The sequence below is a fragment of the Sphingomonas sp. PP-F2F-A104-K0414 genome (assembly GCF_004340945.1).
Taxonomy (GTDB): Bacteria; Pseudomonadota; Alphaproteobacteria; order Sphingomonadales; family Sphingomonadaceae; genus Sphingomonas.
Genome location: NZ_SLYD01000010.1, coordinates 64,244 through 87,399 on the forward strand (window position 1 = coordinate 64,244; position 23,156 = coordinate 87,399).

Here is a 23,156-nt window from a genome sequence, read left to right on the forward strand (position 1 = left end):
CCGTTTGATCCGTTTATTTCAATCTGGATATCGGAACGATCGGTAATCCTTCGTCTGCGATAGTCTTGAAGATTTGAAGCGATCCGCGCGCTTGCGGCGTTGGTTCGTCCATGACTGATATGATCGAGCGCAAATCCGAGCCCTACAACGCCGAGCCGACGCCCGGCGCGCTGATCGAGCGGTTCCTGACGCCGCAGGCGCTGTTCTACGTGCGCAGCCATGGTGCGGTGCCTGATCTGCCTGCCGATCACCGGATCGAGGTCAGCGGGATGAGCATGGAAAGACGCTCCTTCTCGGTGGAGGAGTTGAAGAGCGCGTTGGCCACGCGGACGGTGACGGCAGTTCTCCAGTGCGCCGGCAACCGGCGCACGGATCTTCAGCAGTTCGCAAAAACGTCCGGCGACCCGTGGGACGTGGGCGCGATCGGCAATGCGGAGTGGACCGGCGTACGACTGTCCGACGTACTGGATGCCGTCGGTGCGCCGGATGCGTCCGACCTGTTCGTGGCGTTCACCGGAGCGGACGAGGTGGACGTCGAAGGCGAGGAAGCATTGTTCGGGGTCTCGATCGCCATGGACAAGGCGCGGCAACCCGACGTCCTCATTGCCTGGGCGATGAACGGCGAGCCGCTGACGCCCGAACACGGCGCACCGATCCGCATGGTGGTGCCGGGCTATGCCGGGGTGCGGAGCGCCAAATGGCTGACACGGATCGAGGTGCGCGAGACGCCATCCGACGCACCGATCCAGGCGCACGACTACAAGCTCTTTCCTGCCGATGTGACGAGCGACACCGTCGACTGGAGCCAGGGTCTGACCATCAATGCCATGCCGCTCAACGCCGCGATCTGCGTGCCCGGCTCTGGCGAAAGCTTGCCGGCCGGGGAGGTGCGGATCGAGGGCTATGCCATCGCCTATGATCGCCGCGTCTCTCGGGTCGAAGTGTCGGTAAACGGTGGTCGCGACTGGCAACAGGCGACGTTCACCGATGATCCGGAGGCGCACTGGGGTTGGCGGCGCTGGACCCTCGACGCCACGCTCGACAAGGGGCGCCAGCACCTTGTCGTGCGCGCCTTCGACGACACTGGACAGGGTCAGCCCGAGCGGCCGGATACGATGTGGAACTTCGCTGGCTATCTGTGCACCGCCTGGCATCATGTGCACGTGCTGGTCGAATGATCGAAGCGTCAGCGGCACCGGATCTCGGCTTTTGGATCGATGCGATCGGGCGGCTGGTGGTGGCGACCGCGGCTGGGATGGTGCTCGGCTGGGAACGCTCGCGCGAGAACCGGCAGATCATGGGCTTGCGGACGCTGGGCCTCGTCGGTCTGGCGAGCTGCATCGCCGTGCAGGCGATCGTACACAGTGGCTTGCCGAATGTGAACGCCGATGCCGCAGGACGGGCGATGCAGGGCATTCTGTCCGGCGTCGGCTTCATCGGTGCCGGCGCTGTGCTGCGGGTCGGCCAGGGTCAGGAAGTGCATGGATTGGCGACTGCCGCATGCATCTGGGTAACAGCCACGATCGGCGCGGCAGCAGGGTTGGCGGTGTGGCCGCTCATCATCGGCGGGTTGAGCCTTGCGATGCTCGTACTGTTCGTCGGCGCTCCACTCGAACGTCGCATTCGCGAACGGGCCAGGCTGACTCCGGCAGAGGCCGACCGGAACGATGCCGCGCGCAAGCCGTGATCCCGCTGGTCCGCCCAGTGCCTGTCGGCGCTGAGAACTGGCCAGGTGCTATCAGGACACAAGCGCCGCATCGGCCTGGCGCTGGACCTCGTTGGCGATCGGATGCAGCTCGGCAGCGGGGCGCTCCCCCACCACACTATAGCCGATCCCGTCGACCGCCCATGTGACCCGGCCCATGGTCCCGCTGGACGTGCTGGTCATGCTTGCGCTCTTGTCGATTTGCATGGGCCTCGTCAGCACCGCAAGCTTCGACGCTTGCGGTCCATCATAGAGGAGCAGCGCTGCAGGGCCGTGGGGCGTCGCGACCAATCGCCCCCCGCCATAGCGGTAACCCGCTGTGCTGAGGTCCGGGATGGTCACGCGCTCACCCAATCGGCTGGAGGTCCATCGGATCAGCATGGCGCGCTGGTCGGGGCCGATTTCCGCCGGTCGAATCCGGTCGGCGGCATAGACACGGAAATTGTCGCTCGCCTCATTGGCCAGCGCCGCGATGCCCGCGTGGGGTTCGCCGCTCCACCGCGCGCTCGACCAACCACCGCCAAATCCGACCGCCAGCAGAAGCGACGCGGCGATGGCGAGTTGCCAAGGCGGTTGGCGTTGCCGTCCCCTGATGGCTGCGACGCGCATCGTCGCCGGGATCGGTTCCTCCGCGATGGGAGCGAACAGGGACGCAAGAGCTCGCGCCTGCTCCGCCTGCTCCCGCAAACGGGCATGCACGTCCGGCTGGCCTTCAAGGTAAGCGTCGACCAGACGCTGCCGCTCGGGCGACAGCCTTCCATCGATCCACGCGGCCAGATCGTCCTCTCCGATCGGGCTGGTCATCGAATACTCCTTAATCGTGGCCGTTCACCCTCGCGGAGGAGCGTCGCCAGACGGTCGCGCGCCCGCGATATGCGCGACATCACCGTTCCCAGCGGCACGCCGACGACGGCAGCGACTTCCCCATATGACAGACCTTCGACGGAAATGAGGAGCAGCACCGTCCGCTGCTCCTCGGGCAACGCATCAAGTGCGCGCAACAGGTCTCGGTGGTGCAGGCCTACGTCCTGATCGGCCGGGCGGCCGAGCGCAGCGTCGTCGACGAGGTGGAGCGGAACCGCCGTACCTCGCCGACTGTGCTGCCGCTGATGGTCGACCAACAGATTGTGCAGGATCGCGTAGACCCATGGGCGAACCTCCGCACCCCGTCGCTGGCGCCAGCGCCCGACCGCGCGCTCAAGGCAATCCTGCACCACGTCATCCGCCATCGCCGGATCGCGCAACCACGACCGGGCATAGCGGCGCAGACCGGGGATCAGTGGCTCGATCGCGGCGGCAAGCGGGTCCATCTCAGTCGCGCTGCACCTGCACGATGCGGCCCGGAGCGCCGTTCACCACCTCGGCGACCGCCAGAAAACGCCGGGGTGCCGCGGTGCTGCCTTGAACGATCTGCCGGATCGGACCCGACGCGTTGACGATCGCCGCACCTGCCGGATTGCTCATGAAGTTCGCAAGCGGCTCTACCGCACCGCTGCCGTCCGCGTTGGCGGTGAGCACGAGCATGTAAGGCTTCTTGGGCTGCAAACCGGTAACGGCACTCTGCACGACCTGAATGATGCCCTGGTCGAAGAGGGTAATGCTGCTTGCAGCACCATTGCCGCGAACCGGCCCCATGTTCAGATGCACCGCCTTGCCTGCCGTACCGAGCGGTTGAAGATTGTCGGTGCCGAGGCCTGTCGGAATAGCGTTCGGCACATAGGCGATCGCCTGCGGTGCCTGTCCGACCGGCACGGTGGCAACGACCTTGTTGCCGGCGGTGTCGATCGCGGCAAGTTCATCAGCATTCTCCAGCCCGACATAGATGCGCCGGCCGTCGCCCGATGGCCAGACACCGTGCGGCATCTTGCCGACCGGGATGGTGGCGACAAGCGCGAAGTCGGACGTGCGGAACACCTTCACCGCGTTTTCCCCGCCTACCGTGACATAGGCGAACTGTCCCCTGACCGTGCGGGCGAAGTTGACGTGATTGGTGATCGGTCCGGTATCCAGCACCTTGAGGATCGCGAAAGGCGGCTTGGCATCGAATGCGACCGTCTTGCCGATGTCCTTCAGCGTGAACCACACCTGCTTGCCGTCCGGCGTCGCGGCGATGTTGGGACAGAACGGACTCGGCTGCGCCACCTGTCCGACCTGCGCGTGGGTCGAGACATCGAACACGGCCAGCACCGGATTGAACGAGGAACAGACATAGCCGTATCGGCCATCGGGAGAGAAGATCGTCATGCCCGGACCACCGGGCGTCTTGATGCGACCGGTCTCCTTGTACGTCTTGGGGTCGAGCACGGCGATGTAATCCTCGCCGCGTACCGTAACCCACACCTCCTTGCCGTCCGGCGTGAAGAACGCCTCATGCGGGCTGCGCCCGACATAGGTCGTGTGCTTGACGGTGTTGGTGGCGGTGTCGATCCACGACACGGCGTTGGATCCGATCGACACGACCGCCAGTGTTTTCCCGTCCGGCGAGAAGCCGAGGCCGTGAACCAGCACCTGCCCCTTGTAGAGCGGGGAAAAATTCATCGGCTGCGGATCGCCGAGCTTGATGACGCCGAGCAACCTGTTGTCGGCCGGGTCCGTCACCGACACCGTGTTGGAGAATTGTTCGGATGCATAGACGCGGTCGCGGTGGCTGACAGGCACGTCCTTGGCGTTCCACGGCGCCTGCTGGGCCATGGCAATGCCCGGTGCGGCGCTCATCAGCAAGGCGGCCGAGCGCAGGAAGGTCCGGATCATGTCAGTGCTCCATATGGCTGTGGTAGTCGCCGCCCTGCGTCGGGGCTGGCGTCGAAGGGGGTAGCGGCTGACCAATCGCCAACTTCATGGCGGCGATCTCCTGCTGCTGATCGATGATGATCTCCTGCGCAATGCGCTTGAGCTGCTCGTTATGACCGTAGCGCAGCTCTGCCACCGCCATATCAATGGCGCCCTGGTGATGCGGAAGCATCATTGCGACGAAGTCGCGGTCGACGTCGCCGGACGGCTTGACCATCATGCCCGCCATCATCCGGTCCATCGCGGCAGATACCATGCTGGCGTAGCCATCGGCGGGGGCGGCCGCGACTGCGCCGGTGAGCATGGCCGAAGCAGTCAGACCCAGCATCCAATTTCGTCTACGCATAAGCCTCCGGCGCATCAGTCTCGAAAGCGTAGACGACGCCCGTCGAGATTTATTCCATGGTTGAGCCAATTATTGATCCTCAGCAAAACAATGGTCTCATCGTGACCCTGCCGATGGTTGACCAGGTCGCCGTCGGACAGCATATGCTCGGCACGGCGATGGATTTCCGCCGGGCCATTCGGCCGAACCGCCCTCGCAAGGGTCGATGATTCCTACCAGGCGCCGGAAGGCAGCAAGGAGGAATCGTGCGCGCGACATTTCGCAATCTCTACGACCAGTTCAACATGGCAGCGTTCATTCGCGATCGCCGCACCCATGCCATGTCGGTGCTGCGATGGGCCTTGATCCTGGTCCCGATGGCCGCAATGGTGGGAACGCTCTGCGCGGCTTTCTTGTGGAGCCTCGATGCCGTGACCCGGCTTCGCTTTGCCTTTCCCTGGCTGCTCTACCTGCTGCCGATCGGCGGGTTCGTGGTCGGACTGCTTTACCATCTGACCGGCCGCTCGGTGGAGGGCGGCAACAACCTTATTGTCGAGCAGATCCACGAACCGGGCGGGGGGGTGCCACTGCGGATGGCACCGCTGATCTTCTTCGGCACGGTGGTGACCCATCTGTTTGGCGGTTCGGCCGGGCGCGAAGGCACCGCCGTCCAGTTGGGCGGCAGTCTCGCCAGCGGTTTCGGTCGCGCGCTCAAGCTCGATGCTGACGGCACCCGCATCCTGCTGATGGGGGGCATTGCGGCCGGGTTCGGCGCGGTGTTCGGCACGCCCATCGCAGGGGCGGTGTTCGCACTGGAGGTGTTGGCGATCGGGCGTGTCGAATATCGCGCGCTGGTGCCGTGCCTGGTCGCGGCACTGGTCGGCGACTGGACGTGCCTTGCCTGGGGCATCCATCACGGCGTCTACCGGATCGATGCGCTGGTGCCGGTCGATGCGCTGCTCGTCACCAAGGCGGGCGTCGCCGGGGTTGCGTTCGGGCTGGTCGGTCTCGCCTTCGCCGAAGCCAATCACACGCTCGGCGGGTGGCTCAAGCGCATCGTCTCCTATGGCCCGTTACGCCCCGCCATTGGCGGCATCGCGGTCATCGCGCTCGTCTACCTGTTCGGAACGCGCGACTATCTCGGACTCGGCACGTTGGCAGCGACGCCCGACAGCCTCACCATCGCCAGCTTCTTCGGACCGGACACGCATCCGTGGAGCTGGGCGATCAAGCTGCTGTTCACCGTCGTCACGCTCAGCGCCGGCTTCAAGGGTGGCGAGGTGACACCGCTGTTCTTCATCGGCGCGGCGCTCGGCAACGCACTCGCCCCCATGTTCGGCGTGCCCACCAGCGTATTCGCCGCGCTCGGCTTCGTCGCGCTGTTCGCGGGCGCGGCCAACACCCCGCTCGCCTGCACCTTCATGGGCATCGAACTGTTCGGCGCTGCCTATGCGGTGCCGATCGCGGTGGCCTGCTTCGTCGCCTACCTCTGCTCCGGTCATAACGGCATCTACCTGTCGCAGCGCGTCGCGGTGCCGAAGGTGCCGGCGACCGGCCTCACCCCGAACGCGACGCTTCGCGAGGCGCGGGCACACCGCGCCTCGCGAAGCCCACGCTCCTGATCCCCCCACCAATCGAGGGTTTGTCCATGCCCAATCGTTTCACCGTCCAGCATCGCGAAATCGGCATGCTGCGTATCTACATGAAACCGTCCGACCGAATTGGTGAGCGCAGCCTGCGTACGCTGTGGGCTGCCAAGCCGCTCTATCGCGAGCTAATCCAGACGGCATCATCAATGCCGTCGCGCAACACACGCACTATGGGTTCAGCAACCACGGCCAGATCCGCGAGAACGGATCGGAGGCGGCCGATCCCCATCTGACGATCTGCGTCGAACTCGTCGGCGAACGCGACCAGCTCGACCGGTTCTGCCGGCGACATGGCGACCTGCTCGGCGACAAGGTGATCGTCTACAAGCAGCTGGAACACTGGTCGGTCATGCCGCGGTTCGACCGATGACACCAATGATCGAATATGGGCTGCTGATCGTCGGTGCATTTGCGGCTGCTGCAATCTCGGGTTCGGCCGGGTTTGGCGGGGCACTGCTGTTGCTGCCGCTGCTGATTTAAGTCGTCGGCGTGACCGAAGCGGTGACGCTGCTGACGATCGTCCAGATCATCGGCAACGGTGCGCCGGCCGGGATGGGCTGGGCTGGCGCCAATCCGTTGGCGGCCCGTGTTGCTGTTCCTCTCCGCTGCCATACCGTTCTCGATGCTGGGCGCATTGTCGTTCGCGTCGCTACCGACGGCGCTCGTTGCGCGGATCGTGGGCGTGGCGATCCTGCTGTTCGTCATCCTGAAGGCCACGGGCATGATCGCGTTTAAACCCTCGCGCCGCGTGCTGGTGATCGGGGGCGGTGTGACCGGCCTGTTGTCCGGGCTAGTCGGGAGCGCCGGGCCGCTCGGCGCAGCGGTGTTCCTGAGCCTCGGTTTGCCACCGCTTGCCTATGTCGCGAGTGACGCGGTCGCCTCGATCGTGATGCACAGTGCCAAGACAATTGTTTACGGCGCGACGATCGACCTTGGACCAACCTTCTGGCCGCTGGCGATCGCGATGGGGCTGGCGATGATCGTTGGCACCTGGGCGGGGTGCTTGCTCATCAAGCGTCTGCCCGTTGAGCGCTTCCGCCAGCTCGTCATGGTCCTGCTCGCGCTGATCGCGACCGAGATGATCGTCATGGGTTAGTGGGAGGATTGTCGCGAATATCCTGAGTTTCGCTACACCAGCTCAAGCGTGGTCGGCTGACGGCGTAGCTGTCGCGAATGTCAGTCGCGGAATTACGCGACTTTCAACGCACATCTGCGACACGCTAACCTGTGCGTTAACGGTGTCGCTACGCAGGAGCCGGTGCCCGGCTCGTTCAGCTGAGCCGCAGCCAACCGCGCGGCCGGACGGCGGCTTTCAGGGAGCAGAAAAGTTGTCCTGAATGACTTACTATGGGTCGGAAGTCGCCCGGCAGCTTTCGCCGAAACGCCGCCCAACAGCGGACAGGCGGTTTTCCACCAGGATGCAGACCTTCCGCTTCCAGAGGATCGACAGGTGGTTGCCCCCTGCCCTTCCCGCCAAGTTCTAGCGGATCGTCACGACCTTGACCTCGACTGCATCCGCGATCTTCTTCCAGTTCTGGTCGCTGGTCCAAGCGGGCAATCCATCCCGTCGGGCTAGAGCCAGACAAAAGCGATCTCCAAGGCTAAGGCCCGCCTCGGCCGTCGCGGCGCGCAGCCGCCCGGCGATTTTCGCCAAGGCCTTGTCGGCCGGCACTACCGTCAGTGGCAGCGGATCAAGCATGGCATCAACTTCTCGCTCGGGCATTCCGGTATGAATGAAGTGGGTCACCACCTCAGCGTAGTTCACGCTGCTCACTCGCGCACCGGCGATACCGGCTGCAACCTTGGTAGATCCCTTTTCACCCTTGATCATTGCGATGAGAGCCGAGGCGTCGAGAACCACGCTCATTCGCCGCTATCTTCGCGACGCCGATTGAGGAATGCGTCAACAGAGGCGTCGGGATTACCGCCGGTATATTGCTCGGCCAGCGCCTGCGCCCTTGCCACCGCTTGGCTGGCGGTTCGCAGAACAACGCCATCTTCGGTTTCGTCGAGATATACCGCACCGCCACCCGTCAGGCCCAACCGCTTGCGAACGTCAGCGGGCAGGCTCATGCGCCCGTTTGGCGTTATGTTGATCTGTAGCGTCATGACGGCCTCTGTACCTCTGATCAGCATCGTCATCATCTTCTAGGGATATCCCGGCTTAGCAGCAACCCTCCCCACGGTATGCCAGCGAGCCTCGTTTGTACCACACCGTTTGGATTATGGCTCATCGACGTGAAGCTGCCCCACGTGCATAATCTCCGGTGCTTTTAACGTATACCTCTCAGAGACCAGTGTGCTGCCAGTGCTTTATGTATGCTTCGACAACGTAAAAAGGACTGAACCAATAAGCACCACGTATATCAGACTGCGCAGCAGTAGCGGAATCATCGCAAATCAAAAATCAAACAAAACGCATTCGCCGAATATTTCGCAATTACTGCATCACTTATCCAATCACCCTAATTAGACTACAAGGCGCATTTCTTGTCTGGCAGTCCGGCCACCCGGTCCCACTGCCATGCGCTCACTGTCTCGCCGCGTGGAAGATAGTTGATCGCAAAGATCTTCCCGTCCCTGCGAACTTTCAACATCAGACGTTCGGTTTGGTCGCCCTGAATTCGATCCTGGGGCACGGGATCAACAATGTCATCGCCGTTCCGTAGTCCTGCCGCAGCTGCGGCTGAACCGCCAACCAAACCCCGAACCGTGCGCTTCGGCTCCGCCAGTACGGCGGTATCGAACCCAAGCTCATAGCGTCGAAGTGGCTTGCTGATCCGGCGGAAACACGGACCAAACGCGCCGGAAGATGGTAGCGGCATGCGTCCGGCGAGAAACGCCCGGAAGTCGGCGACGGCCCCGGCTCCTATTTCGCGCGCCAGGATTGCTTCCCAGTCTGCGTAGCGCACGGCTTTACCAGCGGCCTGAAGAGCCAGCATCGCGAACATAGCATCGTCCATCGACCGCTTGCCACCCGACCGCAACCGGATCGCTTCGTCGACGGTCGCGAAATAAAACATCCCGCGGTCATAAGGAAGCGTCCGGATCCGCGTGTCTGCCCAGAACCGTGTCGGTATGACGGAGTTCGGCACTGTCGCCATGACATTCGTGTAGTAGCGGCCTGCGTAATAGTTGAGGTCGTCCAGAAACGCGGAAGGCGTGATCATGCCGTATCGGAGCGGCAAACGTCGTTGATAAAACGTCGCCAGGCCTTCGGTGAACCATGCCGATGCGAGGCCATCAGGATCGGTGATGCGCGGCTGGAATGTGTGGAACATCTCGTGCGCCAGCGTCATCCGCAGCTTCGCAACATCGCTTCCTGCCCCACTTCCGAACGTGACGACAAAAGACTGGTGCATGGCGACACCGCCGCCCGCATTGATAGGGTTGTACCGAAGAAAAACGCCGTACGGGGGCGGCGTTGCCTGCCTGAAAAGCCGGGAATAGTCTTTGTATAACGTGCCGGCCCACGCCATCAGCGGCTCCGCGTCGAAGGCGGGCTTTCCCTGCCATGCCGAGAAGAAACCAGTGCTAGGCGTCGGCTGAGGCCAGGTTGCAACGCGGCCCGCCATGAAGAAACTGGATGTCAGCTCTGCGGCGGTCATCGGCCCAGCGTCGACATGTCCGTTGCCCAACGAACTGATACCGCTGCTGCCAGATGGCAGCCGCGACAAATCCCAATCAACGGTCGTGCGATAGTGGTCGTCACCTGGCGGCATCAGCAAAAACACGCTGCCTGCTCCGGAGGCGCCGTAACCGTCATTCGAGAGGGCTACGGGCGGTGCGGGACCTCGGGGCGGAAGAGTCGCGTTGGCGGGCACTATGTATCGGACGACGACAGGCCCGGAAGTTTCGCGGTTTACCGCCCAGATCCGTGTTGGTCCGCCGCTATCTGCATCTCCCGTGCCCGGTGCAGTCCTTGTTTGTGCAGTGAGATCCAGGGCGCCGAGCGCATCTGCGGCAACCAGCCCGGTCAAGGTGGTCGCTACGCTGTCGACATTGCTCTCAACCAACGGCAACTGAACGAGCGTCTCTCCAACTCCTTTGGACAAGCCTCCGAAATTGAGTGTGATTGCAAAGGTTTCTATCTGCCCCTCGCTGTTGGCCGTGGGGGCAAGCGTGAGAGCGATAGACCGATCCTCCGCTGGGTTCGCATCCAGAGCCGTACCCTGAACCAACATCCCTAGGACCAGCGTTCGCCATTTCAAACGATTGGCGCGCAGCCACATCTCGCTGACTAGCAACCGGACATACCGTGATCGGATCGGAATGATGTCGAATTTCATCAGCAATCCATCGCACGCGTCTCAGGCAGCGGCAACAATCGTGCCTTCAGTGCAGCCGTCTAGGAAGGACCAGGCCGCAGGATCCACCGCGTCGCGAAAGCCTTGTCAGCTAAGACGTCAGGCGGCGCTTATTGAAGACAAACTGACGACCGGCGTAGAGCATATGTCGCTGCAGCTGCACCGGAGCCGTATTGTGTCGTTGATCGATCGAAGAACAGTGTTGGGGTCCCTTGGGCTCAGCCTCATTCCCCGCGGCGTCGCCTACGCTGCTAATCCCGCCCTGCCCGGCTGGTACGCCGATCCCGAAATTCGCATTTTCGGCGATCGATACTGGATCTATCCGACCTATTCGGCCGACGGGCCCGTCCCCGCCGGACCCAGCCGCTTCACGCCCTGGCAGGCCCATGAGCGCGCCTCGCCGAAGATCTGGAGCCCGTTTCTGAAACAGACGTTTCTAGACGCCTTCTCGTCGCCGGATCTGGTTTCCTGGACCCGTCATCCGCGCGTGCTCGACGTCAGGGACGTGAGTTGGGCCGCCTATGCGATGTGGGCGCCGTCAGCGATCGAGCAGGATGGTCGATACTTCCTGTTCTTCGGCGCGAACGACATCAAGACCGACCGGCAGCGCGGCGGGATCGGCGTGGCGGTTAGCGATCGCCCCGAAGGCCCGTTCCGCGACGCCATCGGCAAGCCGCTGATCGGCAACATCGTCAACGGTGCGCAGCCGATCGACCAGATGGCGTTCCGCGACGACGACGGCACCTGCTATCTGTATTATGGCGGCTGGAAACACTGCAACATCGTCCGCCTGTCGCGCGACCTGACCAGCCTTGCGCCGTTCGCGGATGGGAAGACCTACAAGGCGATCACGCCCTCGCCCGACTATGTCGAAGGGCCGTTCATGCTGAAGCGGCGCGGCATCTATTACCTGATGTGGTCGGAAGGGGAATGGACCGGACCGCTCTACAGCGTGGCCTATGCCACGGGCCCCAGCCCGCTCGGGCCGTTCACGCCGCGCGGCAGGATCCTCGAACAGGATGCCCGTGTCGCCCGCGGCGCCGGCCACCATTCCGCGATCTGCATCCCGGGGACGGACGACTGGTATATCGTCTATCACCGTCGCCCCCTCAGCGAAACGGACGGTAATCATCGCCAGGTCGCGATCGAGCAGATGCACTTCCGGAAGGACGGCAGTATCGCCCCGGTCGTGCTGACCGACGTCGGCGTTGCTCCGCGACGGCTACCGATAGGAGCCAGACCTTTGTCGGGCGCTTAGCGGGCGTTCGCCTGCATACCGGTAGGGCGTTCGCGTCGCCATCCTTGCCCTCAAACGGGATCGCTGTCAGTGTTCCGCGGGCGGAGTTCGAAGACGAGCAGCGTCGATGTCGCCGTGGCGCACAGTTGGCCCTTCTCGTTGATGAGCGTGGCCTCCGAAAACGCCGCGCGACCACCCATCGACACCAGGCGTCCGACCGCCCTGATCTTCCCGCTGGATTCGGTCAGCGCGCGCAGGAACGACACCTTCAACTCCAGCGTCGTATAGCCGAACCCCGGTTTCAGCCCGGTATGCGCGGCGATGCCGCACGCGCTGTCGAGGATCGCCGAGATATAGCCGCCGTGCACCGTGCCCATCGGATTGTACGACGTGCCGTCCGGTATGGCCTCGAAGACCGCGTGCCCGTATTCGACCTCGATCAGCGATATGCCCAGCTTCTCGCCGAGCGGGGGCTGCCGTCCGGTAGCCAGCATCGCCTGCACCTGCGCAAGCCCGTCGGGTTTGATCGGGACATCAGTCGTCATGGGTCGCTCTCACAGTTTGGCCATCGATACGGTAGCGGGACTAGCGGGATCCCATCCGCCGCCAAGCGCCCGGAACGACGCGACGGCACCACGACTGGCGGCTGCGCGTGCCTGGATCACCCCGTCCCGCGTTTCGAGCAGGCGCCGGTCCGCATCCAGAACCTCGATCAGGCTAGCGACTCCGCCCCTATAGGCCGCGAACGAGGCATCCCGGGCGCGGCTCAACGACGTCTCGCCCTGGCTCAGCATGGTGGACCGCGCTTCCTGTTGAACCAACGTCGAGAAGGCATCCTCGACATCCTGCGATGCGCGCAGGACGGCCAGACGATAGGCGCCAAGCGCTTCCGCGTTTCGTCCTCTGGCGCTCTTCACCTCGGCATCGACGCGGCCGAAGTCGAACAGGCGCCAGCGTAGGCCCAGCACGCCGTTCGCCTGTGTCGCATTGCCACCAAACAGGCCGCCAGCTGCCGTCGTCGCGGTGCCGAGCAGACCGCTCAGCGAGAATTTTGGGTAATATTCCGACATCGCGACGCCGATCCGTGCGTTCGACGCCGCCAGCGTTCGCTCGGCTGCGATGATGTCGGGACGACGGCGCAACAGGCTGGCGGGGCCACCCGCGGTCGCAATCGCCGGAGGAGACGGGATCGCGGTCACGACCAGGAATTCGGAGCGGGTAGCGCCCGGCTGGACCCCGATGAGAATGTCGAGCGCGGTCAGCGCCATGTCGAGCTGGTTCTGGATCGCCGGGACCGAGGCGCGAACCTGCGCCAGCGCACCTTCCGCCTGTCGAAGTTGCAGTTCGGCCGCCACGCCCTTGCGGTATTGCAGCGCGATCAGGTCGACGAGACGCGCCTGCGTATCGGCCTGCGCTCGGGCAACGCCGAGCCGCGCCTGAAAGGCCCGGATCGCGATGTACGTGTCCGCCGTCTGCGCCGCGACCGCAAGACGCACGGCCACTGCAGCGGCAGCGGACGCCTGCCAATCGGCCCGCGCCGCATCGCGCGCGGCATCACGCCCGCCGAAGACGTCAAGTTCCCAGCTAGCGCCCACGTTAACCTCGTAGGTTTCGGTCGCACGCTCGAACTGGGGAAACGCGCTGCCGATCCGTCCGATCGGTGTCTCCAGCGACTGATAGATCTCGCCCCCCTGCCCGCTGACCTGACCGGACGGAAGCAGGGCTGCGTTGGCGGTCTTCAGCGCGGCACGCGCCTGCGCCACGCGCGCACCGGCCTGTTGCAGGTCGAGATTCTGGGCCAGCGCGCGCTCGACGAAACTGGTGAGCAACGGATCGTGAAACCCGCGCCACCAGTCGACGAGATCGGCTTGTCCTGCATCCGCCGACCTCGTGTCGACCGCGCTGGCGCCGACAAAGGCGGCCGGTGCGAACGACGCCGGCACCGCGTAGCGCGGCGCGGTCGTGCAGCCACTCACCAACAGCAGCGTCGTGGCCAGGGTAGCAGCGGAGCGGAAATGGCGCATGATCGACCTTCGATGACTCAGGCTGTGACCAATGATGTATATAGTCATCGTTTGTCAACGGGGTGATGTCCGCCTATGACGCGGCAATGACTGACCCCGCTCCCCAATCCTCCCCGACGCGTGGCCCTGCCGAACATGCGGTCCGCGATCAGATCGTCGAAGCCGCAAACGACTGTTTCGCCCATTACGGATACAGCAAGACGACCGTCGCCGACCTTGCGCGCGAGATCGGGTTCTCCAAGGCTTATATCTACCGGTTCTTCGAATCGAAGCAGGCGATCGGCGAGGCGATCTGCGGCGCGCGCCTCGAACAGATCTTGACCGAAGCGCGCAACGCCGTCGACGCGGGCGGCAGCGCAACCGACCGGTTTCGCCGCATGTTCAGGAGCGTAAACACGCTGAGCGTCGCGCTGTTTTTCGAGGATCGCAAGATTTACGAGATCGCAGCCCTAGCCGCGTCGGAGCGCTGGGGATCAGCGCAGGCCTACACCCGATCGCTTCAGGACATGATCCAAGAGATCGTCAGACAGGGCCGGGAAAACGGCGAGTTCGAGCGCAAGACACCGCTCGATGAGACGGTCCGCTCGATCTATTACGCAATGACGCCGTTCATCGATCCGCTGCATTTGGAGCGTAATCTCGATCTGCTTCCCGATGCGCAGAACGAGGTCACCGGGCTCATCCTGCGAAGCCTCGCGCCGTAGATTTCGAACCATGACCAGTTGACAATATAGTCATAAGGAAACATTCGGGTCCCGCTTCTGTGGAGGATCCGTGTGTCGAACCGACTGTATATCGCCTTGGCCGTGCCGGTGCTGGCGTCCGCGACCTTGACGGCATGCCATCGCGCGGAGCCCGATCCGCGCACACGACCGCCGCTGGTCCGAATCACCACGCCGGTCGCCGCCAACGCGGCAACGCGCGAGTTTACCGGGGTCGTCGCGGCGCGCATCCAGAGCGACCTGGGCTTTCGCGTGGGCGGCAAGGTCACGCAGCGATTGGTCGACACCGGCCAGATCGTGCGTCGTGGCCAGCCACTGATGCGGATCGACGGAACCGACCTGTCGCTGGCGACCCGCGCTTCGCAGGGAACGGTCGATGCAGCACGCGCCCACGCGGAGCAGACCGGCGCGGACGAGAAACGATATCGTGACCTGGTCGGCGCGGGCGCCGTCTCCGCGTCGGCCTATGATCAGGCGAAGGCCGCGGCAGATGCGGCGCGCGCGCAACTGAGCGCTGCGCAAGCGCAGGCTCGCGTCGCGCGCAACGAAACCAATTACACCGTCCTGCTCGCGGATGCCGACGGGACCGTGGTCGAGACGCTGGCCGAGCCGGGGCAGGTCGTTGCCGCGGGACAGATCGTCGTCCGTGTCGCGCGGTCGGGACCGCGCGAGGCGCTGGTGCAATTGCCGGAAACGCTGCGACCGCGCCTGGGCTCGACCGCACGTGCCCGTACTTTCGACGGTGCCACCGGGAGCGCAACGCTGCGGCAGCTGGCCGATTCCGCCAACGCGGCGTCGCGGACGTTCGAGGCCCGGTATGTCCTCGCCGAGGCGACCGCGCGTGCGCCGCTCGGCTCGACCGTGACCGTCACGCTGTCAGATCCCGGCGACGCGGTCGCGACCGAAGTACCGCTCGGCGCACTCCGCGATACCGGCCACGGGGCCGGTGTATGGATCGTCGGCGCCGGCGCGCAGCCAAGGATCATCTGGCGCCCGGTAAAGGTGGCTGCGATCGGGGAGGAAACCGCCACCGTGACCTCGGGGCTGAAGTCGGGTGACCGCTTCGTCGCGATGGGTGCGCATATGCTGCACCAGGGCCAGATCGTCCGGGTTGCCGCACGATGAGTGGTGACGAGCAAAAGGCACCCGACCGCTTTAACCTGTCGGCGCTCGCGGTTCGCGAACGATCGGTCACGCTGTTCTTCCTGATCGCGATCATCATCGCCGGGGTTGTCGCCTTCACCAGACTGGGGCGCGCGGAAGATCCGAGCTTCACGATCAAGGTGATGACGGTCGTCACCGCCTGGCCCGGCGCAACGGCGCAGGAGATGCAGGACCAGGTCGCCGAGCCGCTCGAGAAGCGCCTGCAGGAACTACGCTGGTACGATCGCAGCGAGACGTTCACGCGGCCCGGCCTCGCCTTCACCACGTTGACGCTGCGCGATACGACTCCTCCCAAGCACGTGCCGGACCAGTTCTATCAGGCGCGCAAGAAGATGGGCGACGAGGCGCCGAGCCTTCCGCGCGGCGTGGTCGGGCCGTTCGTCAACGACGAATATGGCGACGTCACCTTCGCGCTCTACGCTTTGAAGGCGAAGGGCGAGCCGCAACGCTCGCTCGCTCGCGAGGCGGAGACGCTGCGTCAGCGGCTGCTGCATGTGCCCGGCGTCAACAAGATCAACATCGTCGGCGAGCGACCTGAACGCATCTACGTCGCATTCGCCGAGGAGCGACTGGCGACGCTGGGCGTCTCACCCCGCGACATCTTCGCCGCGCTTTCGAGGCAGAACCTCATCACGCCCGCGGGCTCGATCGAGACCAAGGGGCAGCAGGTCGTGGTCCGCCTCGACGGCGCGTTCGACGACCTGTCGAAGATCCGCGACCTGCCTATCGTAGCGAACGGCAACACGCTGCGGCTGTCCGAGATCGCCAAGGTCGAGCGCGGCTACGAGGATCCCGCGACCTTCCTCATACGCAGCCAGGGCGAACCCGCTCTGCTGCTCGGCGTCATCATGCGCGAGGGATGGAACGGGCTCGACCTCGGCAAGGCATTGAACGCCGAGGTCGCGAAGATCGGCGACGAACTGCCGCTCGGCATGAGCCTCACCCGCGTCACCGACCAGTCGGTCAACATCACCGACGCGGTCGACCAGTTCATGCACACCTTCCTCGAGGCACTCGCGATCGTGATGATCGTCAGCCTCGTCAGCCTCGGCTGGCGCGTGGGCATCGTCGTCGCCGCCGCCGTACCGCTGACGCTGGCGGTCGTGCTCGTCATCATGTGGGCGACCGGCCGCGTGCTAGACCGGATCACGCTCGGCGCGCTCATCCTCGCGCTCGGCCTGCTGGTCGACGACGCGATCATCGCGATCGAGATGATGGTGGTGAAGATGGAGGAGGGATACGACCGCATCCGCGCGTCGGCCTATGCCTGGAGCCATACCGCGGCGCCGATGCTGGCCGGCACGCTAGTGACCGTAATCGGGCTGATGCCGGTCGGCTTCGCGCAGTCGACCGCGGGCGAATATGCCGGCAACATCTTCTGGGTGGTCGGCTTTGCGCTGATCGCATCGTGGTTCGTCGCGGTGATCTTCACGCCGTACATGGGTGTGAAGATGCTGCCCGAGATCAAGCCGATCGAAGGCGGTCACGCGGCGATCTACCGGACGCCGCGCTACGAAAGGGTTCGCAGCGTCATCGCCTGGGCGGTGCGGCGCAAGTTGCTCGTCGCACTGGCAACGCTGGGTGCGTTCCTGATTGCAGGCGCGGGCATGGCGCTGGTCAACAAGCAGTTCTTTCCCGCCTCGGACCGGCCAGAGGTGCTGGTCGAGGTGCAGATGCCCAAGGGCACAGCGATCGCGCAGACCGGCCAGGCCGCAAAACTGGTCGAGACGTGGTTGCGCAAACAGCCCGAGGCCAAGGTCGTCACGACCTATGTCGGTCAGGGTGCACCGCGGTTCTTCATGTCGCTGTCGCCCGAGCTGCCCGACCCGTCCTTTGCCAAGATCATCGTCCTGACTGCCGACGAGGACGCGCGCGACGCCTTGAAGGTTCGGCTGCGTGAGGCCGCGGCGGAGGGGCTCGCCCCGCAGGCACGGGTTCGCGCGACGCAACTCGTGTTCGGCCCCTACTCCCCCTTCCCCGTCGCGTTCCGTGTCAGCGGTCCCGATCTCGCAACCGTCCGCGTAATCGCCGACAAGGTGCAGGGCGTGATGCAACGGGATCCGACGATGCGTACAGTCAACGCCGACTGGGGCGACCGTGCGCCCGCGTTGCACTTCGTGCTCGAGCAGGACCGGTTGCGCGCGCTCAGCCTGACATCGAGCGACGTGGCCGAGCAGCTTCAGTTCCTGTTGACCGGTACGACGGTCAGCCAGGCGCGCGAGGATATCCGGACGGTCGACGTTGTGGCGCGGTCCAGTGGCAGCGATCGGCTCGATCCGGCGCGCATCGGCGATTACATGCTGACCGGTGCCAATGGCCAGCGCGTGCCCGTCGGCCAGATCGGCAAGCTCGAAGTCCGCATGGAGGACCCGATCCTGCAACGCCGCGACCGGCTGACGACGATCACGGTTCGCGGCGACATCGCCGATGGATTGCAGCCGCCCGATGTATCGACCGCGATGCTCGAGAAGCTACAACCGATCATCAGGACGCTGCCGTCCGGCTACCAGATCGACATGGCCGGCTCGATCGAGGAGGCGGGCAAGGCGAATGCCGCGCTCGCGCCGATCTTCCCGATCATGATCGTGCTGATGATGATCGTGATCATCCTCCAGGTGCGCAGCTTGTCGGCGATGGCGATCGTTTTGCTGACCGCGCCGCTGGGGCTCATCGGCGTGGTGCCGACGCTGCTCGTCACCGGCCAGCCGTTCGGCTTCAACGCGATCCTCGGCCTGATCGCGCTGGCGGGGATCCTGATGCGCAACACGCTGATCCTGATCGGGCAGATTCACGATCACGAGCGGGAGGGGATGGATCCCTATGACGCGGTCGTCGAGGCGACCGTGCAGCGATCGCGGCCGGTGATCCTGACGGCAATGGCGGCCGTGCTCGCTTTCGTCCCGCTGATCAGTTCGGTGTTCTGGGGATCGATGGCGGTCACGCTGATCGGCGGGACGCTCGGCGGGACGGTCCTGACGCTCGTGTTCCTGCCTGCGCTCTACGCCCTGTGGTTCCGGATACGGCCGCCTGCGGACGATCGCCGGGAGCCGTCGCCTTCGTCACAACCCGTTTCGGCGTGATCGGCCGAGCGTGTTGTACTGTCCTATCCGCCACGATGACGCTTCAGTCCGGGTGCCGGACATATCCGTGGAGCATCGGCTTTCCGTGACCGAGCAGCAGGTGGTCCTGCTATCCTTGAAGGACTCGCTTGCGTCGGCATGCCGCCCGCGGCGCCTGTCACGTGCAATCAGCTATGTTTTCGGTATTCGGGACAACAACGCCCTGGCGGATCCAAGGCTCGAGGCACTCCGGGTCTTTTGCGTTCGCTACCGTTACGACGGCGCTACCGCTGGATCGGTCCGGCACGTCGACGTGGATCTCGACATCAAGACGCTGTCCAGTGCCGTTGAACTATTGGAGCGGCATATCGGCGCCGCAACGTGCCGTGATGCTCGCTATAGCGGGTGCTCGGTCGTGCTGACGCGTCGGTCACTGGACTCAGTATAGCGGCAGATATGCGACCTGATCGTGGTTCGGAGAGGACACCGCCTTCGCCCCCGCTGCGGTGATCAACGCCAGCGTTTCGGAACGCGGGGATACAAACAGCCAATCCGGGGACGGCGTATCCTTGCTCGGATCACCCGCCCCCTGCATGGCGTCGCGAAGAATAGGGAGCAACGCGTCGGATGCGATGCTCCAGACGGCGAACCCCTCGTTTTCCAACGCGGCGATCTTCATGCCGAGGGCGGTCGCCAACGACCGACGCATGCCGACCTCGCGCAGTCCCGCCGCACGGGCAGCAGCGATCGCCGTGTCGGTCACGACGTCCAGGATGCGCCCGTCTGCCGAGAGATACTCGGGTTGGCGATCATCCCATGCTTCGGGCGGGCATAATTTGCGGTCGCTCTTCAAGGCCAAGCCGGGAATGATCTCCGCAGGATAGATTCGGCAGGTGTTGGGCCGTTCGTCATATATCCCGCACCGCATGTCCGGCAGGAGGTTGGGACACGCGCCGTCGAACTGTGCGGCCAGGATGACCTGTACGCGGATCGCCAACCCGCCGCTTCGGGCCGGAAAACTTCGTGCACTCCTGTAAGCGACGACCGGGCTGAGGTCGTCCAGATCCGCCGCCGCATGGCAGAGTACCTGGACCTTGCCGCCGCGATGCAACCACTGGATCGCCTCCGCGACGCTGAGGGTCAGCCGCAAATCGTGGCAGCAACGACCGCAGGACGTGCAGGAGAAGCTGATCCCGGTCATCGTTCGGCTGGCCAACAGGCGATCAGTGCGCAGCGTCGAAGTCGGTCGAGCCCGACAGCTGCGCGAACTTCGCCGCCTGCTCCCGGCGCTCGGCGGTCATCGTCTCGATAATGCCGAGCACATCCTTGCCCACCGCTAGGATCCGCGGGGGTTCCGCCATGCCCGCGACCTGCACCATGACATCCCCGAACTTGGCCGGATCACCCGCCTGCGTTCCACTGACCGGCGCCCAGGCGTCGCGAGCAGGCGTCAGATGCGAATAATCGTCGATACTGGGGGCAGCATAGCGCACGGACGCGTCGCTCAGCAACTCGGTCCGAAACATGCCCGGTTCGACGAGCACGGTCCTGATGCCGAATTGCTCGACCTCCTGCGCCAGCGCTAGGGTCAGTCCCTCGACGGCGAATTTGGTCGCGCCGTACGCGGTGCTTTGCGCGAAACCCTGGATACCGCCGCCCGAGCTGATGTTCAGGATCGTCCCGGACCGCTGGCGCCGCATGACCGGCAAGACCGCGCGCAGCACGTGCATCACGCCGAAAACGTTGACGCGGTACTGCCACTCGATGTCGGCCTAGGCGAGTTCCTCGAAATTCCCGAACACGCCGCCGCCGGCATTGTTGAGCAGCACGTCGATCGTACCGAATTCAGCGATGCCGCGGTCGACGGCGGCTTGAACCTCATCGGGGTTCGTCACGTCGAGCGCGGTGACGACGAGGTCGTCGCCGGCATACTCCCGAAGGGTGTCGTTGATCTTCGCGACGTTTCGACCTGCTGCGATAACCCGGTCGCCACTCTGGAGTGCCGCGCGAGCGGTGCCGGCGCCCAAACCGCTACCGGCGCCCGTGATAAACCAGACCTTGCTCATGATGACCCCGCATTTGGATAGGCCGACGGTATCGGCGACGCTTCACCCAGCGGGACGAAGCGCGTCGATCGTCGCGACGCCTGCTTTTCCAGTAAAGGGCCAGCCTAGACAATCGGCCGGCCCTTCATCGACGGGATGAAATTCGCTCAGGTACCAATCACGGACCAGCCCGAGCGAGGATGGCGACCGCATCCTCGCTCGTGACCGACAATCCGCCGCCGACGACACCGGGTCGCGGGTAGAGCTCAGCCGCCCAGACCGACGGTCTGGCCGCCATCGACGACCATCGCATGGCCGACCATGAACGCGGCGGCGTCCGAGCACATGTAGAGAACGGCGGCGGCGATTTCCTCGGGCTTGCCCATGCGGCCGATCGGCTCCTGCGCGATCATCTTCTTCTGGCCTTCCTCGGTGCCGCCCGAAACGCGGTCGGTGATCATCGGCGTTTCGATGATGCCGGGGCAGATGACGTTCACGCGGATGTTGTCGCCGATATATTCGAGCGCGGCCGACTTGCTGAGCCCGATCACGCCGTGCTTGACCGCGACGTAGCCGGCCTGCCCGGCGATCCCGACGACGCCGGCGCCCGACGAGGTGTTGACGATCGCGCCGCCGCCGCGCTTCTGCATCAGCGGGATCTGGTACTTCATGCACAGAAAAACGCCGCGCAGATCGATCGCGGTCATGCGGTCGAAATCCTCCTCGCTGAGGTCCGCCAGCGGAATCTGCTGCTGCTCGATACCTGCATTGTTGAAGGCGATGTCGATGCCGCCAAATGCTTCGGCGGTCTTGTCGAGCGCGGTGCGGACGTCCTCGCTCTTCGAGACGTCGCAGGTGATGCCGAGCGCGCTGCCCCCCGCTGCCTCGATCGCCGCGACGACCTCCGCCACGCCGTCACCGTTCAGATCGGCGACGGCGACATGGGCACCGGCCTTGGCGAAGGCGATCGCGGTGGTGCGGCCGATGCCGTTGGCGGCGCCGGTGATGAAGGCGATCTTGCCTGCGTAGCTCTGGTTCTGGTCGGCCATCTTTATTTCCTTCACGCTGAGCAGCTTGTTCGCTGCGGACCCGGTCCAGAACGAAGCGGGTCGATGCCGCTTCCATGAAATCCCCTCACCGATCCGATGCAGCACCCTCATTGGACCGACAGGCCGACGCGGTCGTTCCTTACGGATAGCCTTGAAGCCAGTTTCAGGATTTCCGTACATGAAGCCGCATATCATCTGTCACATGGCCAGCAGCATCGACGGCAGGATCTTGCCCGAACGCTGGACGCCGAGCGGCGCGCATTCGCACGAGATGTACGAGGAACTACATGGTCGGCTTGGCGGCGGATCGTGGCTCGTCGGGCGTGTCACGGGCCAGGAATTCGCCAAGCGCGAGGCATACCCTGATAGCCCCGAAGCGAGTTTTCCCCGGACGGCGTGGCTGCCCAGGACCGATGCCGATGCGTATGGCGTCGTGCTCGATGCACGGGGCAAGATCGCCTGGGGACGCAACGACGTTGGTGGCGATCCGATCGTCGTCGTCCTGACCAAGGCCGTATCCGACGCGCATCTCGCGGGATTACGCGAGGACGGCGTCGGGTATGTGTTCGCCGGTAAGACCGACCTCGACCTGCACGAGGTTGTAGCGGTCCTCGCTGTCGAACTCGGGATCGACCACCTGCTGCTCGAAGGGGGTGGTCACCTCAATGGCGGCTTTCTGCGTGCCGGCCTCATCGACGAGATCAGCCTGATGCTCGTTCCCGCTATCGATGGCGCATCGGGTGCTCCGGCCGTTTTCGATGGCTCTGGCGTGCCGACTTCGGAGCGGTTGCCGATCGATACCCTGGCTTTGATCAGTCACGAAGTCATGGACGGCGGGATCGTCTGGCTTCGGTATCGGATCGCTCCAGCCTGACGACTTAGGGTTTTGCGAGCGCGTGCATGAGCAACGCTCACCAAGGCATCAACGTCTGGCCGAATTGTCGGTCGGTTCGTCTTCCGATAAATTACGATTCGTCGCAGCCAACCGTTCGTTCCCGAACCGGCAAGGCGCGAGCGCCCGGATCCGTCGTGATCCCTCCTCACCGACGGGTCCGGGCGCATTTGACACACTCAGGAGAG

The 23,156-nt window shown here is 64.4% G+C and carries 21 protein-coding genes, 1 pseudogene and 1 riboswitch; of the genes and pseudogenes, 10 read left to right on the forward strand and 12 right to left on the reverse strand.

Annotated elements, in window-relative coordinates; translation table 11 throughout:
• The first annotated feature begins 110 nt into the window (after nucleotides 1-110).
• Complete coding sequence (locus C8J46_RS18910) at nucleotides 111-1,178, forward strand: sulfite oxidase (protein WP_055817283.1); 1,068 nt, start codon at nucleotides 111-113, stop codon at nucleotides 1,176-1,178.
• The gene (locus C8J46_RS18915; RefSeq protein ID WP_056626649.1) at nucleotides 1,175-1,687 is read left to right on the forward strand and encodes an MgtC/SapB family protein; all 513 of its coding nucleotides are present in this window, start codon (nucleotides 1,175-1,177) and stop codon (nucleotides 1,685-1,687) included. Before C8J46_RS18910 ends, C8J46_RS18915 begins: the two co-directional genes overlap by 4 nt.
• Before the next feature lie 51 nt (nucleotides 1,688-1,738).
• Here the strand turns inward: C8J46_RS18915 and C8J46_RS18920 are convergent, their stop codons facing one another.
• Genes C8J46_RS18920 through C8J46_RS18935 form a run of 4 tightly spaced genes read right to left on the reverse strand, consistent with a single transcriptional unit; the run spans nucleotide 1,739 to nucleotide 4,823 of the window.
• On the reverse strand, nucleotides 1,739-2,509 hold the full coding sequence (locus tag C8J46_RS18920; RefSeq protein ID WP_055817290.1) for an anti-sigma factor: 771 nt from the start codon (nucleotides 2,507-2,509) through the stop codon (nucleotides 1,739-1,741).
• Nucleotides 2,506-3,015, reverse strand: a complete 510-nt coding sequence (locus C8J46_RS18925; protein WP_055817293.1) for an RNA polymerase sigma factor — start codon at nucleotides 3,013-3,015, stop codon at nucleotides 2,506-2,508. Before C8J46_RS18925 ends, C8J46_RS18920 begins: the two co-directional genes overlap by 4 nt.
• A 1-nt stretch (nucleotide 3,016) precedes the next feature.
• On the reverse strand, nucleotides 3,017-4,456 hold the full coding sequence (locus tag C8J46_RS18930) for a YncE family protein (RefSeq protein ID WP_055817296.1): 1,440 nt from the start codon (nucleotides 4,454-4,456) through the stop codon (nucleotides 3,017-3,019).
• A 1-nt stretch (nucleotide 4,457) separates the two neighbouring features.
• The gene (locus tag C8J46_RS18935) at nucleotides 4,458-4,823 is read right to left on the reverse strand and encodes a DUF305 domain-containing protein (RefSeq protein ID WP_235528336.1); all 366 of its coding nucleotides are present in this window, start codon (nucleotides 4,821-4,823) and stop codon (nucleotides 4,458-4,460) included.
• 163 nt (nucleotides 4,824-4,986) lie between these two features.
• Nucleotides 4,987-5,063: riboswitch (Fluoride riboswitch) on the forward strand.
• A gap of 23 nt (nucleotides 5,064-5,086) precedes the next feature.
• On the opposite strand from C8J46_RS18935, the gene C8J46_RS18940 reads away from it, so the two are divergent.
• The 3 genes from C8J46_RS18940 (at nucleotide 5,087) to C8J46_RS18950 (ending at nucleotide 7,565) form a co-directional block, all read left to right on the forward strand.
• Entirely contained in the window at nucleotides 5,087-6,442 is a 1,356-nt protein-coding gene (locus C8J46_RS18940; RefSeq protein WP_055817299.1) for a voltage-gated chloride channel family protein, read from the forward strand.
• 124 nt (nucleotides 6,443-6,566) lie between these two features.
• The gene (locus tag C8J46_RS18945; protein ID WP_235513449.1) at nucleotides 6,567-6,839 is read left to right on the forward strand and encodes a DUF190 domain-containing protein; all 273 of its coding nucleotides are present in this window, start codon (nucleotides 6,567-6,569) and stop codon (nucleotides 6,837-6,839) included.
• A 219-nt stretch (nucleotides 6,840-7,058) separates the two neighbouring features.
• The gene (locus C8J46_RS18950; protein WP_207894234.1) at nucleotides 7,059-7,565 is read left to right on the forward strand and encodes a sulfite exporter TauE/SafE family protein; all 507 of its coding nucleotides are present in this window, start codon (nucleotides 7,059-7,061) and stop codon (nucleotides 7,563-7,565) included.
• Between the two features lie 384 nt (nucleotides 7,566-7,949).
• Here the strand turns inward: C8J46_RS18950 and C8J46_RS18955 are convergent, their stop codons facing one another.
• The 3 genes from C8J46_RS18955 to C8J46_RS18965 form a co-directional block, all read right to left on the reverse strand.
• A complete protein-coding gene (locus C8J46_RS18955) occupies nucleotides 7,950-8,336 on the reverse strand; it encodes a type II toxin-antitoxin system VapC family toxin (RefSeq protein WP_055817303.1) in 387 nt (128 codons plus the stop codon).
• Nucleotides 8,333-8,578: an AbrB/MazE/SpoVT family DNA-binding domain-containing protein gene (locus C8J46_RS18960; RefSeq protein ID WP_055818096.1), complete on the reverse strand. Its 246-nt coding sequence runs from the start codon at nucleotides 8,576-8,578 to the stop codon at nucleotides 8,333-8,335. The genes C8J46_RS18955 and C8J46_RS18960 overlap by 4 nt, the downstream gene beginning before the upstream one ends.
• Nucleotides 8,579-8,943: 365 nt before the next feature.
• Entirely contained in the window at nucleotides 8,944-10,758 is a 1,815-nt protein-coding gene (locus C8J46_RS18965; RefSeq protein ID WP_243643516.1) for a peptidase M61, read from the reverse strand.
• A 217-nt stretch (nucleotides 10,759-10,975) separates the two neighbouring features.
• On the opposite strand from C8J46_RS18965, the gene C8J46_RS18970 reads away from it, so the two are divergent.
• The gene (locus C8J46_RS18970; protein ID WP_243643517.1) at nucleotides 10,976-12,034 is read left to right on the forward strand and encodes a glycoside hydrolase family 43 protein; all 1,059 of its coding nucleotides are present in this window, start codon (nucleotides 10,976-10,978) and stop codon (nucleotides 12,032-12,034) included.
• A gap of 50 nt (nucleotides 12,035-12,084) precedes the next feature.
• On the opposite strand, the gene C8J46_RS18975 is transcribed toward C8J46_RS18970, so the two are convergent.
• The gene (locus C8J46_RS18975) at nucleotides 12,085-12,558 is read right to left on the reverse strand and encodes a PaaI family thioesterase (protein WP_132742245.1); all 474 of its coding nucleotides are present in this window, start codon (nucleotides 12,556-12,558) and stop codon (nucleotides 12,085-12,087) included.
• Between the two features lie 9 nt (nucleotides 12,559-12,567).
• Nucleotides 12,568-14,037, reverse strand: coding sequence for a TolC family protein (locus C8J46_RS18980; protein WP_132742246.1), 1,470 nt, complete (start codon nucleotides 14,035-14,037; stop codon nucleotides 12,568-12,570).
• Nucleotides 14,038-14,123: 86 nt separating this feature from the next.
• Between C8J46_RS18980 and C8J46_RS18985 the strand changes: the two genes are divergently transcribed.
• From C8J46_RS18985 to C8J46_RS18995, 3 genes are all read left to right on the forward strand, one after another.
• Nucleotides 14,124-14,741, forward strand: coding sequence for a TetR/AcrR family transcriptional regulator (locus C8J46_RS18985; RefSeq protein WP_132742247.1), 618 nt, complete (start codon nucleotides 14,124-14,126; stop codon nucleotides 14,739-14,741).
• A gap of 72 nt (nucleotides 14,742-14,813) precedes the next feature.
• Nucleotides 14,814-15,884: an efflux RND transporter periplasmic adaptor subunit gene (locus C8J46_RS18990; protein WP_132742248.1), complete on the forward strand. Its 1,071-nt coding sequence runs from the start codon at nucleotides 14,814-14,816 to the stop codon at nucleotides 15,882-15,884.
• Nucleotides 15,881-19,003 (forward strand): efflux RND transporter permease subunit, encoded by a 3,123-nt coding sequence (locus C8J46_RS18995; protein WP_132742249.1) that lies wholly within the window; start codon nucleotides 15,881-15,883, stop codon nucleotides 19,001-19,003. The genes C8J46_RS18990 and C8J46_RS18995 overlap by 4 nt, the downstream gene beginning before the upstream one ends.
• A 418-nt stretch (nucleotides 19,004-19,421) precedes the next feature.
• On the opposite strand, the gene C8J46_RS19000 is transcribed toward C8J46_RS18995, so the two are convergent.
• From C8J46_RS19000 to C8J46_RS19015, 3 genes and pseudogenes are all read right to left on the reverse strand, one after another.
• Nucleotides 19,422-20,183 (reverse strand): YkgJ family cysteine cluster protein, encoded by a 762-nt coding sequence (locus tag C8J46_RS19000; protein ID WP_132742250.1) that lies wholly within the window; start codon nucleotides 20,181-20,183, stop codon nucleotides 19,422-19,424.
• 22 nt (nucleotides 20,184-20,205) lie between these two features.
• Nucleotides 20,206-21,048 (reverse strand): annotated as a pseudogene (locus tag C8J46_RS21335) (SDR family NAD(P)-dependent oxidoreductase).
• A 245-nt stretch (nucleotides 21,049-21,293) separates the two neighbouring features.
• Nucleotides 21,294-22,076, reverse strand: a complete 783-nt coding sequence (locus tag C8J46_RS19015; protein ID WP_132742253.1) for a glucose 1-dehydrogenase — start codon at nucleotides 22,074-22,076, stop codon at nucleotides 21,294-21,296.
• A 178-nt stretch (nucleotides 22,077-22,254) separates the two neighbouring features.
• On the opposite strand from C8J46_RS19015, the gene C8J46_RS19020 reads away from it, so the two are divergent.
• The gene (locus C8J46_RS19020; protein WP_132742254.1) at nucleotides 22,255-22,950 is read left to right on the forward strand and encodes a RibD family protein; all 696 of its coding nucleotides are present in this window, start codon (nucleotides 22,255-22,257) and stop codon (nucleotides 22,948-22,950) included.
• Nucleotides 22,951-23,156: the final 206 nt, after the last annotated feature.

What these genes read in the sequence shown, in the direction of transcription:
- C8J46_RS18955 (WP_055817303.1), bottom strand. Translation starts at nt 8,336, where the DNA reads ATGAGCGTGGTTCTCGACGCCTCGGCTCTCATCGCAATGATCAAGGGT.
- C8J46_RS18910 (WP_055817283.1), top strand. Translation starts at nt 111, where the DNA reads ATGACTGATATGATCGAGCGCAAATCCGAGCCCTACAACGCCGAGCCG.
- C8J46_RS18915 (WP_056626649.1), top strand. Translation starts at nt 1,175, where the DNA reads ATGATCGAAGCGTCAGCGGCACCGGATCTCGGCTTTTGGATCGATGCG.
- C8J46_RS18980 (WP_132742246.1), bottom strand. Translation starts at nt 14,037, where the DNA reads ATGCGCCATTTCCGCTCCGCTGCTACCCTGGCCACGACGCTGCTGTTG.
- C8J46_RS18930 (WP_055817296.1), bottom strand. Translation starts at nt 4,456, where the DNA reads ATGATCCGGACCTTCCTGCGCTCGGCCGCCTTGCTGATGAGCGCCGCA.
- C8J46_RS18985 (WP_132742247.1), top strand. Translation starts at nt 14,124, where the DNA reads ATGACTGACCCCGCTCCCCAATCCTCCCCGACGCGTGGCCCTGCCGAA.
- C8J46_RS18995 (WP_132742249.1), top strand. Translation starts at nt 15,881, where the DNA reads ATGAGTGGTGACGAGCAAAAGGCACCCGACCGCTTTAACCTGTCGGCG.
- C8J46_RS18975 (WP_132742245.1), bottom strand. Translation starts at nt 12,558, where the DNA reads ATGACGACTGATGTCCCGATCAAACCCGACGGGCTTGCGCAGGTGCAG.
- C8J46_RS18965 (WP_243643516.1), bottom strand. Translation starts at nt 10,758, where the DNA reads ATGAAATTCGACATCATTCCGATCCGATCACGGTATGTCCGGTTGCTA.
- C8J46_RS18935 (WP_235528336.1), bottom strand. Translation starts at nt 4,823, where the DNA reads ATGCTGGGTCTGACTGCTTCGGCCATGCTCACCGGCGCAGTCGCGGCC.
- C8J46_RS18920 (WP_055817290.1), bottom strand. Translation starts at nt 2,509, where the DNA reads ATGACCAGCCCGATCGGAGAGGACGATCTGGCCGCGTGGATCGATGGA.
- C8J46_RS19000 (WP_132742250.1), bottom strand. Translation starts at nt 20,183, where the DNA reads ATGACCGGGATCAGCTTCTCCTGCACGTCCTGCGGTCGTTGCTGCCAC.
- C8J46_RS19020 (WP_132742254.1), top strand. Translation starts at nt 22,255, where the DNA reads ATGAAGCCGCATATCATCTGTCACATGGCCAGCAGCATCGACGGCAGG.
- C8J46_RS19015 (WP_132742253.1), bottom strand. Translation starts at nt 22,076, where the DNA reads ATGGCCGACCAGAACCAGAGCTACGCAGGCAAGATCGCCTTCATCACC.
- C8J46_RS18925 (WP_055817293.1), bottom strand. Translation starts at nt 3,015, where the DNA reads ATGGACCCGCTTGCCGCCGCGATCGAGCCACTGATCCCCGGTCTGCGC.
- C8J46_RS18960 (WP_055818096.1), bottom strand. Translation starts at nt 8,578, where the DNA reads ATGACGCTACAGATCAACATAACGCCAAACGGGCGCATGAGCCTGCCC.